Source organism: Pseudomonas fluorescens, from assembly GCF_902497875.1.
Classification (GTDB): domain Bacteria; phylum Pseudomonadota; class Gammaproteobacteria; order Pseudomonadales; family Pseudomonadaceae; genus Aquipseudomonas; species Aquipseudomonas fluorescens_BR.
In genome coordinates this window covers 118,735-131,994 of sequence record NZ_CABVHY010000020.1, presented here as the reverse complement: position 1 = coordinate 131,994, position 13,260 = coordinate 118,735, and the positions used below count along the sequence as shown (strand labels likewise).

Here is a 13,260-nt window from a genome sequence, read left to right as displayed (position 1 = left end):
CTGTGCCAGCGATTCGCCTGTTTTGGACGGCGTCACTTGCACTTCGCAACAACGCAGCGTTCTGACGTCCATCGTGTAATGCAGTCGCCATGTCGATGTGGCCGCTCCCGGCTCTGCCACGACACTGCCGTCAGCGGCAAGCAATCTGCGCCCCTGCAGCGCCGGACATTTCATCGCCACGGTCGGTGCCTGCTGGATCAACTGTTCAGTGATCCAGCCCAGCCATGCACCCGATTTATTGATCCGTTTGAGCAGGCCAACGTCCGATAGCTCCACCCAGTCCCCAGCGCGCGCGCGTTCCACCGTTTCGACCATCGAGCAATCAGCGCTCAGATACATCAATAACGTGCGCAATAAACTCTCCGGGCCGCTGAAGCGGCGACCGAACTTCAGCGCTCCCAGCTCTTTTGCCTTGGCTTCCCATCCCTGCGGCAATAGCGCCAACAGCTTCGGCCAATCTTCATCCAGTCTTTGTGTCACGCTTGCTTTCCCTGCTGCTCACTTTGCTTGGTGAATCAGATTCTACTATCTCTTGAGATTTGGTTAGCGCCTATGGGGGCAAGCCCCCTCGCCACAGGGCTCCTGTGGGAGCGGCGGTGCGGCGATCCGGCTTGCCCGCGAAGGCCGTCAGGCGGTCCTTCTGATCATCCAAAGATTTTCTTGAAAAACGCCTGCATATCCGCCCATGAGCGCTCGTCGGCCGCTTTGTTGTAGCCCATGTCAGGCGCGCCATGTTCGCCATGGCTCAGGCGATCGGCATCCGGGTTGCTGAAGCCATGCTTGGCGCCCTCAAGGCTGACGAACTCATAGTCGGCTCCCGCCTTGTCCATTTCGGCCTTGAAGGCACTGGCGCTATCCGCCGTGACCAGGCTGTCCAGGGCGCCGTGTTCCACCAGTATTTTAGCCTTGACACTACCTGGGGTAGCCGGGGTGGTGGTTGCCAGCGGGCCGTGGAAACTCACCACGCCGGCCACCGGCACACCCTGACGCGCGGCATCCAGGACGACTTTGCCACCAAAGCAGTAACCGATGGCGGCGAGTTTGTTCGGGTTGGTCTGTGGTTGTTTTTTCAGTAGCTCAAGCCCTGCCTTGAAGCGGGCGCTGGCTGCTGCGCTGTCTTTGGTCGCCGCCTGCATAAAGGCCATGGCGTCTTTCGGGTGTTCGGTGTTCTTGCCGTCACCGTACATATCAATGGCCAGTGCGCTGTACCCCAGGGCAGCCAAGTCACGCGTGCGGCGTTTGATGTAGTCGTTCAAGCCCCACCACTCATGGACCACGACTATGCCGGGGCGCGGGCCCTTGAGGCTGTCGTCATAGGCGTAGTAACCGATCAGCTTGCTGCCATCGGGACTCTGGTAGGGGATTTCCTGGGTCTTGATCGCCGCCTGGCCCAGTCCGCTCAGTGCCAGTAATACCAAAGCCAGGAACACGCGCATGGTCAGCCCTCCTTTAAAAGATCTACAGAAAGCCTAGTCGATTGGTTCAGCTCAGGTTCAGAGAGTGTTCAGCAGGAGTTCAGGAGGTGCTGGTTAGTCTGGCTTCGTACCCAAACAGCGCAAAGCGCATAAGGAAATCAACCATGACAACTTTCAAGAAACTCATTCTGGCTATCGCTGTTCTTGGCGCCAGTGCCGTGGTCCAGGCCGCTGACAGCAACTTCGCCAGCCTGACCCTGGGCCAGACCAGCGACAAGGTGAAAAAATCCAGCCCGCTCAACAGCAATCTGGACCATCCCAATGCCGACGGGGTGATCGGCAAGGACACCACCTGGGGCCTGCGCCTCGGCCAGCAGAATGACCAGGGCCGTTACTACGGTACCTACGACAATGTTTCCGGCTCCCACAATGGCTTGAAACTGCGGCAGGAAAATCTCCTGGGCAGCTACGATATGTTCCTGCCGGTGACCAGCCGCACCAAGCTGTTTGGTGGTGGCTCGGCCGGCCTGACCAAACTGACTCAGGAATCCCCGGGCTACAGCCGTGACAGCAACATCGGTTATGCGCTGGGCGTGCAGGCTGGTGTCCTGCAACAAGTTTCGCAGAACACCTCGGTAGAACTGGGTTACCGTTATCTGCGCAGCAATGCCAGCACTGAAATGAGTGAGCGTGGTGGCAGCAAACAGGGTTCGCTGGGCCTGACCAGCAGCGCACAAACCTACCTGTCCGCCAACTACGCTTTCTGAAGTCCGGACGGGATCGACGCCGGATCGGCCGAAGAGGATCTGGCGTTGCCTAATAAGCGAGCAGGGCGCGATGACGCGCCCCTGGAGAGGTGGATTTTGCCTGGGAGAGCGTTATGAAACTGCTGGTCGTCGAAGATGAGGCGCTGCTGCGCCATCATTTGCAAACCCGACTCACGGACAGTGGTCATGTGGTCGAGGCCGTGGCCAATGCCGAGGAAGCGTTGTACCAGGGTGAGCAGTTCAATCATGACCTGGCAGTGATCGACCTCGGCCTGCCGGGCATGGGCGGCCTCGATCTGATTCGCCAGTTGCGCTCCAGAGGCAAGACCTTCCCGATTCTGATTCTCACCGCCCGCGGTAACTGGCAGGACAAGGTCGAAGGCCTGGCCGCCGGTGCCGACGACTATGTGGTCAAGCCGTTTCAGTTCGAAGAACTGGATGCGCGATTGAATGCCTTGTTGCGCCGCTCCAGTGGATTTACCCAGTCGACCATCATCGCTGGGCCCTTGCTGCTCGATCTGAATCGCAAGCAGGCGACCCTCGACGATCAACCGCTGGGGTTGACCGCCTATGAATACCGGATTCTCGAATACCTGATGCGCCATCACCAGCAAGTGGTGGCCAAGGACCGCTTGATGGAGCAGCTGTACCCGGACGATGAGGAGCGTGATCCGAATGTGATCGAGGTGCTGGTCGGGCGCCTGCGCCGTAAATTGGAAGGGCCTTCTGGGTTCAAGCCGATCGATACCGTGCGCGGCCTGGGTTATCTGTTCAACGAGCGCTGCCGGTGATTCGTTCGTTACGCGTGCGCTTGATGCTGGCGGCAACCACCTTGGCCGTGCTGTTCATGCTGGCGCTGTTGCCGGCCATGCAGGGGGCGTTCAGCCTGGCGTTGCAGGAGTCCATCGAGCAGCGCCTGGCTTCGGATGTGACTACGCTGATTTCCGCCGCGCGGGTCGAGAACAACCAGCTGCAGATGCCGGAGCTGTTGCCGGATGAGCGCTTCAACCTCACCGACAGCCGTTTGCTCGGCTACATCTATGACCGCGAAGGGCGGTTGGTCTGGCGCTCGAAGGCGACCCGGGAAGCCAATATCAACTACTTGCCGCGTTATGACGGACGTGGCAATGAGTTCTCACGGTTTCGCGAGGCCAACGGCCAGGAGTTCTTCGTCTATGACGTCGAGGTCAAATTGCTCGGTGGCAAAAGCGCGGCGTTCAGTATTGTGGCCCTGCAACCGGTGCGTGAGTATCAACTGACCCTGAAAGGGCTGCGGGAAAATCTCTATCTGGGATTCGGTGCCGCGTTGTTGGTATTGCTGGCGCTGCTCTGGATTGGTTTGACCTGGGGCTTGCAGGCCTTGCGGCGCTTGAGTCAGGAGCTGGATCAGATCGAGAGCGGCACCCGTGAAAGCCTCAGCGAAGAGCACCCCCGTGAGCTGCTGCGATTGACCGGTTCGCTCAACCGCTTGTTGCACAGCGAGCGCGAGCAGCGCAGTCGTTATCGCGACTCCCTGGATGATCTGGCCCATAGTTTGAAAACTCCGTTGACGGTCTTGCAGGGCGTCAGTGAGGACATGGCCCGGCGTCCGCAGGATCGGGGCCAGGCCTGGGTGCTGCAAACCCAGATCGAGCGCATGAGCCAGCAGATCGGCTACCAGTTGCAGCGGGCCAGCCTGAGAAAAAGCGGCCTGGTTCGCCATCAGGTGCGGCTGCAGCCGGTACTGCAAAGCCTGTGCGACACGCTGGACAAGGTCTATCGCGACAAGCGGGTGCGGGTGACGTTCGACTTGCCGGAGCACTATTACGTGCCGATCGAGCAGGGCGCCTTGCTCGAGTTGCTCGGTAACCTGCTGGAGAACGCCTACCGCCTGTGCCTGAGCGAGATCCGCATCAGCACGCGCGAAACCTTGAGTGGTGCCGAGTTATGCGTGGAAGATGATGGCCCCGGTGTGCCGCCGGATCAGCGCGCGCGGATACTTCAGCGAGGAGAGCGGCTGGACCGCCAGCATCCGGGGCAGGGGATTGGTCTGGCAGTGGTCAAGGACATCATCGAAAGCTATGGCGCGCAGCTGACGCTGGACGATTCACCCTTGGGTGGGGCGGCGTTCCGGATTCATTTTTTGGTGGTTTGATGCATTTCACCCGTCGAATGAGGTGAACCCGAAGGCCCTCAAATCTCCTGCGCCCGATAAGCCCCCGGCGTCAGCCCGGTCCATTTCTTGAACGCCCGGTGAAAGGCCGAGGGCTCGGAAAAACCGAGCTGTTCGGCAATCTGTTGCAACGACAGATCGTCGCGTCGCAGGTGATAAATCGCTATGTCGCGGCGCAGTTGGTCCTTCAATTCCTGGAAGCTCGAACCTTCTTCGCGCAAATGCCGGCGCAGGGTTTGCGGGCTGATGTGCAGGTGTTGAGCGACCGATTCAAGATCCGGCCAGCGCGAGCTGTCACGGCTGAGCAAGCGGCGTAGCTGGCTGCTCAAGCTGTCGCCATCATCAGGCCGCGACAGCAGATCGGCCGGCGAGCGTTCCAGGAAGTGTTTGAGTGTACGTTCGTCCTGCAGCAGCGGCATGCTCAGGTAGCGACTATGAAACAGCAGGCTGCTGTGTTGTGTCGAGAACTCCAGCGGACAAGGAAACAGCAGGTCGTACTCGGCGCTGTGGTCGGGCTTGGGGTAGCTGAATGTGGCTTGCTCCAGGCGAATGCGCTGGCCGATCAGCCAACTGCCGAGTCGATGCCAGATCACCAGCAAGCATTCGCTGAGGAAATGGTCCGGGTCCCAGAGTTGCGAATCCTCCAGGCTCAGCCGGACCATTTCACCTTCGCGGACCAGGCTCAAACGGGGAGCATTGGGGAACAGGCTATAAAACAACAAACCGCGGCTGAGTGCTTTGTCCAGCGTTCGGCAATGGATCAAGGTGTGGCACATCATGGCGAAGGTGCCGCGTTTGCTCGGGCCGTCGCCGAAACCCAGGTACTCGTCATCCAGCGCTTGCCAGAGCGATTGCAGCAGCGCGGTGAATTGTTCGGGGGCGATACGTGCCTTGGGCTCGTCCAGCAACTCGGCATGGATACCCAGCTGTTGCAGCAGGCCCGAATAGTCATAGCCCCGCCTGCGCGCGCCACCAAGGGCGGCGCGGGCAAAATGACTGGCGATGGTACGTTCGCGCATGAAGGTAGATCCGTCCATTGAGGGACGGATGTTAGCCACGCCTGCGTCGATGGACAAGGCGGATATCCGCCAAATTCCAGGACGACGGTTCGTCGATGGGCGGATATCCGCCACCTCGAGTACGAGGAATGTTTCCGCTTAACAACTGGCGACCCCGATGGCTGAAGGGTTTCAGGGGGTTTTTGGCCAGGTGGCACGCGCTTTGCGATAAGAGTGAGAGGTCTGCCAGCGTGCAGCTCGCCAAAAACAAATCCCTCCAACGCAGGAGGGTTCGCACTTTAGGTGTCGTGGGCGTCAGTCGGATGATTGCCGGGCGACACACTTGAGGAACTCTGCAATGACGACTCGTCAGCCACTGTACAAATCTCTGTATTTCCAGGTAATCGTTGCCATCGTATTCGGCATTCTGCTCGGCCACTTCTACCCTGAGACGGGCGTGGCGCTCAAGCCGTTCGGTGACGGGTTCATCAAACTGATCAAAATGGTTATTGCGCCGATCATCTTCTGTACGGTCGTCAGCGGTATCGCTGGCATGCAGAACATGAAATCGGTGGGTAAAACCGGTGGCTACGCGCTGCTGTACTTCGAAATCGTCTCCACCATTGCCTTGCTGATCGGTCTGGTGGTGGTCAACGTCGTTCAGCCGGGTGCCGGCATGCACATCGACGTAACGACCCTCGATGCCTCCAAAGTCGCCGCCTATGTCACTGCCGGTAAAGACCAGAGCATTGTTGGCTTCATCCTTAACGTGATCCCGAACACCATCGTCGGTGCCTTCGCCAATGGCGATATTCTGCAAGTGCTGATGTTCTCGGTGATCTTCGGTTTTGCCCTGCATCGCCTCGGTGCCTATGGCAAGCCGGTGCTGGACTTCATCGATCGCTTCGCTCACGTGATGTTCAACATCATCAACATGATCATGAAGCTCGCGCCAATTGGTGCCTTCGGCGCCATGGCCTTCACCATCGGCGCTTACGGTGTCGGTTCGCTGGTGCAACTCGGCCAGTTGATGATCTGCTTCTACATCACCTGTTTGTTGTTCGTGCTGCTAGTGCTGGGCGGTATCGCTCGCGCTCACGGCTTCAGCATCATCAAGCTGATCCGCTACATCCGTGAAGAGTTGCTGATCGTTCTGGGCACTTCCTCGTCGGAATCGGCACTGCCGCGCATGCTGATCAAAATGGAACGCCTGGGTGCGCAGAAATCGGTAGTGGGTCTGGTGATCCCGACCGGTTACTCCTTCAACCTCGACGGTACTTCGATCTACCTGACCATGGCCGCGGTGTTTATCGCTCAGGCGACTGACTCGCACATGGACATCACTCACCAGATCACCTTGCTGCTGGTGCTGCTGTTGTCCTCCAAAGGCGCCGCCGGTGTGACCGGTAGCGGCTTCATCGTGTTGGCCGCCACCCTGTCCGCGGTTGGCACCCTGCCGGTGGCCGGCCTGGCGCTGATCCTTGGCATCGACCGTTTCATGTCCGAAGCCCGTGCCCTGACCAACCTGGTGGGTAACGCGGTGGCGACCCTGGTCGTGGCCAAATGGGTCAAGGAACTGGACGAAGACAAGCTGCAGGTCGAACTGGCGTCCGGTGGTCGTGGTATCTCCGACACCCGTGAAGAAGATGATCTGGGCGTAGCTGAAGGTCCGACCCCAGCGTCCGTCAAGTAACACTGTGTTGTAATGAAAAACCCGCTTCGGCGGGTTTTTTCATGCCCGGGGTTTGAGCATAACGGTCAGTCCGGCTGATGCTTGTGGTGATTGCCTCAGGCTTGCCGGCTGCCTACTCTGGGAGCAACCGATCGAATAGTGGAGCGCTCATGCAAGGTCCTCTGGCATCACTCAAAGTACTGGATTTTTCCACCTTGCTACCGGGGCCGTTCGCCTCGCTATTGCTGGCCGATATGGGCGCCGAGGTCTTGCGCATAGAGTCGCCGACCCGCATGGACTTGCTGCGGGTATTGCCGCCCCATGATCAGGGGATATCCGCCAGCCACGCCTACCTCAACCGTAACAAGCGCAGCCTGGCGCTGGACTTGAAGCAACCCGCGGCGCTGGAGGTGGTCAAGCAACTGGTGCAAGACTACGACATCGTTCTGGAGCAGTTCCGCCCGGGGGTGATGGAGCGCCTCGGGTTGGGTTACGAAGCCTTGAAGGCAATCAACCCGAAACTGATTTATGTCTCCATCACCGGCTATGGTCAGACCGGCCCATACCAGGATCGCGCCGGCCATGACATCAACTACCTGGCCCTGGCCGGGCTGGCCAGCTACACCGGACGCCGGGACAGCGGCCCGTTGCCCTTGGGGATTCAGGCGGCGGACATTGCCGGTGGCTCGCTGCACGGCGTGATCGGTTTGCTGGCGGCGGTAATTGCCCGTCAGCACAGCGGCCTGGGTCAGTATCTGGACGTGAGCATGACCGACTGTGTATTCAGCCTTAACGCCATGGCCGGTGCCGGATACCTGGCCTGTGGGGTCGAGCCCGAGCGCGAGAATCAGATGCTCAACGGAGGCAGCTTCTACGACTACTATCGCAGTCGCGACGGCCGTTGGTTATCGGTGGGCAGTCTTGAACCGGCGTTCATGCTGCAACTTTGCACGGCGCTGGGGCGTCCGGAATTGGCGGCACAAGGTTTGTCGCCCAAGCCTGAGCAGCAACAGGCGCTCAAACTGGCATTGCAAATCGAGTTCGAGAAGCATGACTTTAGCCAGCTGTGCGAGTTGTTCGCCAGCGTCGATGCTTGTGTCGAACCGGTGCTCAGTCTCGCCGAAGCCGTTGAACACCCGCAGCTCAAAGCCCGGCAACTGGTCAGCCAGGTGCCTCGGGGAGACGGCAGTACACAGCCGCAGATGGCCTGTCCGTTGAAATTTTCCGGCGGGTTGCCAGAGCCTCGGCATATTGGTGCGACGCTGGGCGCGCATACCGATGAGGTGTTGAGAGCGTTGGGATACAGCGAACCGCGGATTGAAGAGCTGCGCAGTGCCAAGGTGATTGGTTAGAGTCCAGTGGGGCCACTAGAGATATCGACCTGAAATCGACCATTTCACTCCACCCGCATCTCCCCACTGAACACCAATGTATTGCGACAGCGCCGGCACAGATACCGCCGTCCCTGCCGCACCAGGCTGTGGCGCTGGGCCGAGAACGGGAAATCGCTGTCGGCACACGGGCAACGGTAGATGTAGCGGGTGGCGGTGCGGCGCTTGATCGCATAGGTGTGGCAACGATTGGGCGGCAGCTCGTAGACCCCGCGCATGATCAATTGCCACTCTTCGCCATGGGGCTGGATACCCTCGCCGAACAGTTGATGGGCGATCAGGTGCGCGACTTCATGGGCGACGGTTTGCTTGAGGAAGTCTTCGCTGTTTTCCCGGTACAACTGCGGGTTGAATCGCAGCAGGTTTTCATGCAAATGCGCAACGCCGGCTTTTTGACCGCGCAGCTTGAGGCTGACCACCGGTCGTTTGAAGGGTCGTTTGAAAAAGGATTCGGCTAGTTGGTAACAGTCTTCGACGCGGGTATTGAGTTGCTCGGGCATGCTGTACGGATCTCCAGAGATGCCGAGTATGCCGCAAACCCGGCGCATTCCGAATCGTTCAGGCGCTCAATGGTCATCCAACATTAGAAGGCCGCCTTGCGGCGGCCTGTGTTGGCAGATTTCTATTTGTTTTATAGACAGCGTCAGTGGCCCGGATCAGTTGCCCTGGTTAATTGGCCAGTCAGTTGGTATAGACCGGGCCGACGCCCAGGCCCCAGACAATCACGGTAAAGGCCATGATCGCGACCAGCACGACCAACCCTACGGCCAGCACCGAGCTTGAAAACAGAAAACCCTCATCCGATGGAATGTTCATGAAGGTCGGCAAGCCGACATACAGCAGGTACACCGTGTAGCAGATCGCGGCAGTACCGACGATCATTCCCAGCCACATGTGTGGATACAGCGCCGCAAGGCCTCCGATGAATAGCGGCGTGGCAGTGTAGGTGGCAAACGCGACGCAGCGGGCCAGGCTCGGGCTCGCGTCATAGGTCCGGGCCATCCAGTGAATGAAGGCCCCCATCACGGCTACGCCGCCGAGCATGGCCAGGTAAGACATGATCGTCATCCACAGCGCACTTTCCTGAGTGAGCATGACCGGGGCGCGACTGCCAATGACCCAGCCGACCTGGGTGGTACCGATAAAGGCTGAAACTGCTGGAATCGCTGCAAGAATCAGTGTGTGGGTGAGGTACATGTGGCTGATGCTTTCCTCTGCGTCGCCACGGATTTCCCGCCATTCTTGATCAGGGTGGGTGAAGAGCCCCACGACGTGATGGATCATGCCAGTCACTCCTATTGTTATTGCCATCGCCCCCCAGCGGAGCGCCTACGGGCCAAGCGGCCTGAATAAGTAAAGGTCTATATGTGTGCGACCTTATGTCGCAGTATAGAAAGGAGTTGCTCGCAACGGTGCGGTCCTTTAGAGCAAATCGCGCTGTAAAAGGGTGGCCTAATCGCGGCATCTTCTGGAAACATGCATTTCTTGTGGTGATGGCGCTTTATGTGGCGAGGGGGCTTGCCCCCGCTGGGGCGCGGAGCGGCCCTAAAACCTGAAAGCCGGTTCTACCTGACACACCGCATTTGCAGGTTTTACGACTGCTTCGCCGCCGAACGGGGCGATGCGGCGTTCCGACAAGCCCCCTCGCCACAGGGTATGGATGCTCAGGGAGGGCTCTTCGCTGTCAGAAGATTTTTGCGTAAAATACTCGGCTTTTCGTCACCCACTTTCGCGGATTTCAGCGCCATGGGCACTCTTACGGTCAACCAGAACAAGCTGCAGAAACGCCTTCGCCGACAGGCCGGTGAGGCCGTCGCCGATTTCAAAATGATCGAAGATGGCGACAAGGTCATGGTCTGCCTGTCCGGTGGCAAGGACAGTTACACCCTGCTCGACGTGCTGCTGCACTTTCAGAAGGTGGCACCGATCAGGTTCGACATCGTCGCGGTGAACATGGACCAGAAGCAGCCGGGTTTTCCCGAGCATGTACTGCCGGCTTACCTGAAGAGCCTGGGCGTGAAGTACCACATCGTTGAAAAAGACACCTATTCGGTGGTCAAGGAGCTGATTCCCGAAGGCAAGACCACCTGCTCGCTGTGCTCGCGCCTGCGCCGTGGCACGCTGTACACCTTCGCCGACGAGATCGGCGCGACCAAAATGGCCCTCGGTCACCACCGTGATGACATCGTCGAAACCTTTTTCCTCAACATGTTCTATAACGGCTCACTCAAGGCCATGCCGCCCAAGCTGCGTGCCGATGACGGACGCAATGTGGTGATCCGGCCGCTGGCGTACTGCAACGAGAAAGACATCCAGGCCTACTCCGACTTCAAGCAATTCCCGATCATCCCGTGCAACCTCTGTGGTTCTCAGGAAAACCTGCAGCGTCAGGTGGTCAAGGAAATGCTTCAGGAGTGGGAACGCAAGACCCCGGGCCGGACCGAAAACATCTTCCGCAGCTTGCAGAACGTCATTCCGTCACAATTGGCCGACCGCAACCTGTTCGATTTCACCAGCCTGCGGATCGACGAAACGGCCGCCTCGCGATTCGTCGATGTGGTAAACCTCTGATCCATACTGCGGTTCTGTGATTCTGATTGACGGCGCTCCCATGAGCGCCGTTTGTGTTTTTTGTCATTAGGAGAGGGCATGCGCGATTACAAGTGGCTGCACGAATACTGTCTGAACCGTTTCGGTTCGGCAGCCGAACTGGAAGCCCATCTGCCTGTCCCCAAGACCCCGGCGCAATTGCGCAAGATCAGCGATGACCGCTACCTGTCGACTCTGGCGCTAAGGGTGTTCCGCGCGGGTCTCAAGCACAGCCTGGTGGACGCCAAATGGCCGGCTTTCGAAGAGGTGTTTTTCGGCTTCGATCCAGAGAAAGTGGTACTGATGGGCGCCGAGCACCTTGAGCGGTTGATGCAGGATGCACGGATCATTCGTCATCTGGGCAAGCTCAAGAGCGTGCCGCGTAATGCGCAGTTGGTGCTGGATGTGGCGCAAGAGAAGGGCAGTTTTGGTGCGCTGATCGCCGAGTGGCCGGTGACCGATATTGTCGGCCTGTGGAAATACCTGGCCAAGCACGGTCATCAATTAGGTGGTTTGTCGGCGCCGCGCTTTCTGCGGATGGTCGGCAAGGATACCTTTGTGCCGAGCTACGACGTGGTGGCCGCGCTGAATGCGCAAAAAATCGTCGACAAGGTGCCGACCAGCTTGCGGGACCTGGCCATCGTGCAGAACGCCTTCAATCAATGGCACGCCGAAAGTGGCCGGCCGATGTGCCAGATCTCGATGATGCTGGCTTACACAGTGAATCATTGAGACCGAGGTGATCCCATCGCGAGCAGGCTCGCTCCCACATTTGATCTCTGGTGTTCATAAGTAGTGTGTTCACAGAAGATCCATTGTGGGAGCGAGCCTGCTCGCGATGGCTTCATATCAGGCGACACATTCCTTTCAGGCTGGTACTTCGCCTTCCCCCGCCAACTTGCGGTTGAGCTGAAAGCGCCAGCGCACGTACAGCAAGGCGCTGCAGAACACCGCCAGGCTGGCGGCCATTTCCAGCAGGCCGAACAGCTGTCGGTTAGGGTCGTAGGCGGCCAGTGCTCCCTTGATGAAGTACAGATTCACCACAAAGCACATCCATGAATGCCCGCGAGCGCTACCGCTGAGCATGCCTGGTGCGAGCAGCAGAAGCGGCACCAGCTCGATCAATAGGATCACCCACGGTCGCGCGCCATGCAGGTCGGCGAAGACCAGGTAGTAGGAGCACAACAGACCGAACAGACCGAGAAAGCAGATCAGGCTCAGGACACGGGCGACCCGCACGCGCGGTTCCAGCCACTCGATCGACGGCAGGATCTTGGGCTTTTTAGCCACGGTTGCTCTCCAGTTGCAGGGCGGTTTTCGCCAGACGCAGGCCCAATGCCCGGCACAACGCGATTTCATGTTGGTCCAGCCCGCTTTTGCCATCGGCGCCGGCGTGGTGGCTGGCGCCGTAAGGGGTGCCGCCACCGCGGGTTTCCAGCAAGGCCGATTCGCTATAGGGCAAACCGGTAATCAGCATGCCGTGGTGCAGCAAGGGCAACATCATCGACAGCAGGGTGGCTTCCTGGCCACCGTGCAGGCTGGCGGTGGAGGTGAAGACTCCGGCCGGTTTGCCGACCAGGGCTCCGGTCAGCCACAGGTTGCTGGTGCCATCGAGAAAGTACTTCAATGGCGCGGCCATGTTGCCAAAGCGGGTCGGGCTGCCGAGGGCCAGGCCAGAGCAATTTTTCAGGTCGTCGAGGCTGGCGTACAGCGCGCCTTCTTCCGGAATGCTCGGTGCCACCGCTTCACACTCGGTGGAAATCGCCGGCACCGTCCGCAGGCGTGCTTCAAGCCCGCCTTGTTCGATTCCGCGGGCAATCTGTCGGGCCATTTCGTTGGTCGAGCCATTGCGACTGTAATACAGCACCAGGATGTACGGCGCACTCACGGCAAGAGCTCCAGGACTTTCTCCGGCGGACGACCGATCACGGCTTTGTCGCCGATTTGCAGGATTGGCCGTTCGATGAGTTTCGGATGCGCGGCCATGGCGGCGATCAGCTGTGCCTCGCTCAGGCTGCTGTCCGCCAGGTTGAGGGTCTTGTACTCGTCTTCGCCGGTGCGCAGCAGTTCTCGGGCACTGATGCCCAATTTGCCCAGCAGGCCTTGCAGTTGCGTGGCATCCAGCGGGGTTTCCAGGTAGCGCACCACGGTTGGGGTCAGGCCACGGGCTTGCAGCAGTTCCAGCGCACCGCGGGATTTCGAGCAGCGCGGGTTGTGATAAAGCGTCAGATCGGTCATGTGCGGGTCGCATCTTGCGTAAGGTGGCAGCTATTCTA

14 protein-coding genes and 1 pseudogene are annotated in these 13,260 nt (G+C 59.3%); 7 read left to right on the top strand and 8 right to left on the bottom strand.

What is annotated here, in order from left to right:
- Together F8N85_RS20555 and F8N85_RS20550 are read right to left on the bottom strand one after the other, a co-directional pair.
- A pseudogene (locus tag F8N85_RS20555) lies at positions 1 to 480 on the bottom strand (hypothetical protein); the annotation flags it as partial.
- A 164-nt stretch (positions 481 to 644) separates the two neighbouring features.
- Positions 645 to 1,436 (bottom strand): dienelactone hydrolase family protein, encoded by a 792-nt coding sequence (locus F8N85_RS20550; protein WP_150805355.1) that lies wholly within the window; start codon positions 1,434 to 1,436, stop codon positions 645 to 647.
- A 143-nt stretch (positions 1,437 to 1,579) separates the two neighbouring features.
- Here F8N85_RS20550 and F8N85_RS20545 point away from each other — a divergent pair, with 143 nt between their 5' ends.
- The 3 genes from F8N85_RS20545 to F8N85_RS20535 all read left to right on the top strand — a co-directional run bounded on the left by F8N85_RS20545 (position 1,580) and on the right by F8N85_RS20535 (position 4,316).
- On the top strand, positions 1,580 to 2,182 hold the full coding sequence (locus F8N85_RS20545) for a hypothetical protein (RefSeq protein WP_150805354.1): 603 nt from the start codon (positions 1,580 to 1,582) through the stop codon (positions 2,180 to 2,182).
- A gap of 113 nt (positions 2,183 to 2,295) precedes the next feature.
- Positions 2,296 to 2,973 carry a response regulator gene (locus tag F8N85_RS20540; RefSeq protein ID WP_150805353.1) on the top strand — a complete coding sequence of 226 codons (678 nt, stop codon included), beginning with the start codon at positions 2,296 to 2,298 and terminating at the stop codon, positions 2,971 to 2,973.
- Positions 2,970 to 4,316 carry an ATP-binding protein gene (locus F8N85_RS20535; RefSeq protein WP_150805352.1) on the top strand — a complete coding sequence of 449 codons (1,347 nt, stop codon included), beginning with the start codon at positions 2,970 to 2,972 and terminating at the stop codon, positions 4,314 to 4,316. Before F8N85_RS20540 ends, F8N85_RS20535 begins: the two co-directional genes overlap by 4 nt.
- A gap of 38 nt (positions 4,317 to 4,354) precedes the next feature.
- Here F8N85_RS20535 and F8N85_RS20530 read toward each other — a convergent pair whose 3' ends face one another.
- Positions 4,355 to 5,353, bottom strand: coding sequence for an AraC family transcriptional regulator (locus tag F8N85_RS20530; protein WP_150805351.1), 999 nt, complete (start codon positions 5,351 to 5,353; stop codon positions 4,355 to 4,357).
- A 337-nt stretch (positions 5,354 to 5,690) separates the two neighbouring features.
- Here F8N85_RS20530 and F8N85_RS20525 point away from each other — a divergent pair, with 337 nt between their 5' ends.
- Entirely contained in the window at positions 5,691 to 7,025 is a 1,335-nt protein-coding gene (locus tag F8N85_RS20525) for a dicarboxylate/amino acid:cation symporter (protein ID WP_150805350.1), read from the top strand.
- Positions 7,026 to 7,174: 149 nt separating this feature from the next.
- Entirely contained in the window at positions 7,175 to 8,356 is a 1,182-nt protein-coding gene (locus F8N85_RS20520) for a CaiB/BaiF CoA transferase family protein (protein WP_150805349.1), read from the top strand.
- Between the two features lie 44 nt (positions 8,357 to 8,400).
- On the opposite strand, the gene F8N85_RS20515 is transcribed toward F8N85_RS20520, so the two are convergent.
- Positions 8,401 to 8,895, bottom strand: coding sequence for a SprT family zinc-dependent metalloprotease (locus F8N85_RS20515; RefSeq protein WP_150805348.1), 495 nt, complete (start codon positions 8,893 to 8,895; stop codon positions 8,401 to 8,403).
- Between the two features lie 181 nt (positions 8,896 to 9,076).
- On the bottom strand, positions 9,077 to 9,679 hold the full coding sequence (locus tag F8N85_RS20510) for a Yip1 family protein (RefSeq protein WP_150805347.1): 603 nt from the start codon (positions 9,677 to 9,679) through the stop codon (positions 9,077 to 9,079).
- Between the two features lie 462 nt (positions 9,680 to 10,141).
- Here F8N85_RS20510 and ttcA point away from each other — a divergent pair, with 462 nt between their 5' ends.
- Positions 10,142 to 10,966, top strand: coding sequence for a tRNA 2-thiocytidine(32) synthetase TtcA (ttcA, locus tag F8N85_RS20505; protein WP_150805346.1), 825 nt, complete (start codon positions 10,142 to 10,144; stop codon positions 10,964 to 10,966).
- 78 nt (positions 10,967 to 11,044) lie between these two features.
- Positions 11,045 to 11,716 (top strand): DNA-3-methyladenine glycosylase I, encoded by a 672-nt coding sequence (locus tag F8N85_RS20500; protein WP_150805345.1) that lies wholly within the window; start codon positions 11,045 to 11,047, stop codon positions 11,714 to 11,716.
- Positions 11,717 to 11,851: 135 nt separating this feature from the next.
- On the opposite strand, the gene F8N85_RS20495 is transcribed toward F8N85_RS20500, so the two are convergent.
- The 3 genes from F8N85_RS20495 to arsC are packed head-to-tail and all read right to left on the bottom strand — an operon-like array spanning position 11,852 to position 13,222.
- Entirely contained in the window at positions 11,852 to 12,274 is a 423-nt protein-coding gene (locus F8N85_RS20495; protein ID WP_150805344.1) for a DUF2069 domain-containing protein, read from the bottom strand.
- Positions 12,267 to 12,872: an NAD(P)H:quinone oxidoreductase gene (gene wrbA, locus F8N85_RS20490; protein ID WP_150805343.1), complete on the bottom strand. Its 606-nt coding sequence runs from the start codon at positions 12,870 to 12,872 to the stop codon at positions 12,267 to 12,269. The genes F8N85_RS20495 and wrbA overlap by 8 nt, the downstream gene beginning before the upstream one ends.
- Entirely contained in the window at positions 12,869 to 13,222 is a 354-nt protein-coding gene (arsC, locus tag F8N85_RS20485; RefSeq protein WP_150805342.1) for an arsenate reductase (glutaredoxin), read from the bottom strand. The genes wrbA and arsC overlap by 4 nt, the downstream gene beginning before the upstream one ends.
- Positions 13,223 to 13,260: the final 38 nt, after the last annotated feature.

Coding starts and splice junctions, on each gene's coding strand:
- F8N85_RS20550 (WP_150805355.1), bottom strand. CDS start 1,436: ATGCGCGTGTTCCTGGCTTTGGTATTACTGGCACTGAGCGGACTGGGC.
- F8N85_RS20545 (WP_150805354.1), top strand. CDS start 1,580: ATGACAACTTTCAAGAAACTCATTCTGGCTATCGCTGTTCTTGGCGCC.
- F8N85_RS20540 (WP_150805353.1), top strand. CDS start 2,296: ATGAAACTGCTGGTCGTCGAAGATGAGGCGCTGCTGCGCCATCATTTG.
- F8N85_RS20530 (WP_150805351.1), bottom strand. CDS start 5,353: ATGCGCGAACGTACCATCGCCAGTCATTTTGCCCGCGCCGCCCTTGGT.
- F8N85_RS20525 (WP_150805350.1), top strand. CDS start 5,691: ATGACGACTCGTCAGCCACTGTACAAATCTCTGTATTTCCAGGTAATC.
- F8N85_RS20520 (WP_150805349.1), top strand. CDS start 7,175: ATGCAAGGTCCTCTGGCATCACTCAAAGTACTGGATTTTTCCACCTTG.
- F8N85_RS20515 (WP_150805348.1), bottom strand. CDS start 8,895: ATGCCCGAGCAACTCAATACCCGCGTCGAAGACTGTTACCAACTAGCC.
- F8N85_RS20510 (WP_150805347.1), bottom strand. CDS start 9,679: ATGATCCATCACGTCGTGGGGCTCTTCACCCACCCTGATCAAGAATGG.
- ttcA (WP_150805346.1), top strand. CDS start 10,142: ATGGGCACTCTTACGGTCAACCAGAACAAGCTGCAGAAACGCCTTCGC.
- F8N85_RS20500 (WP_150805345.1), top strand. CDS start 11,045: ATGCGCGATTACAAGTGGCTGCACGAATACTGTCTGAACCGTTTCGGT.
- arsC (WP_150805342.1), bottom strand. CDS start 13,222: ATGACCGATCTGACGCTTTATCACAACCCGCGCTGCTCGAAATCCCGC.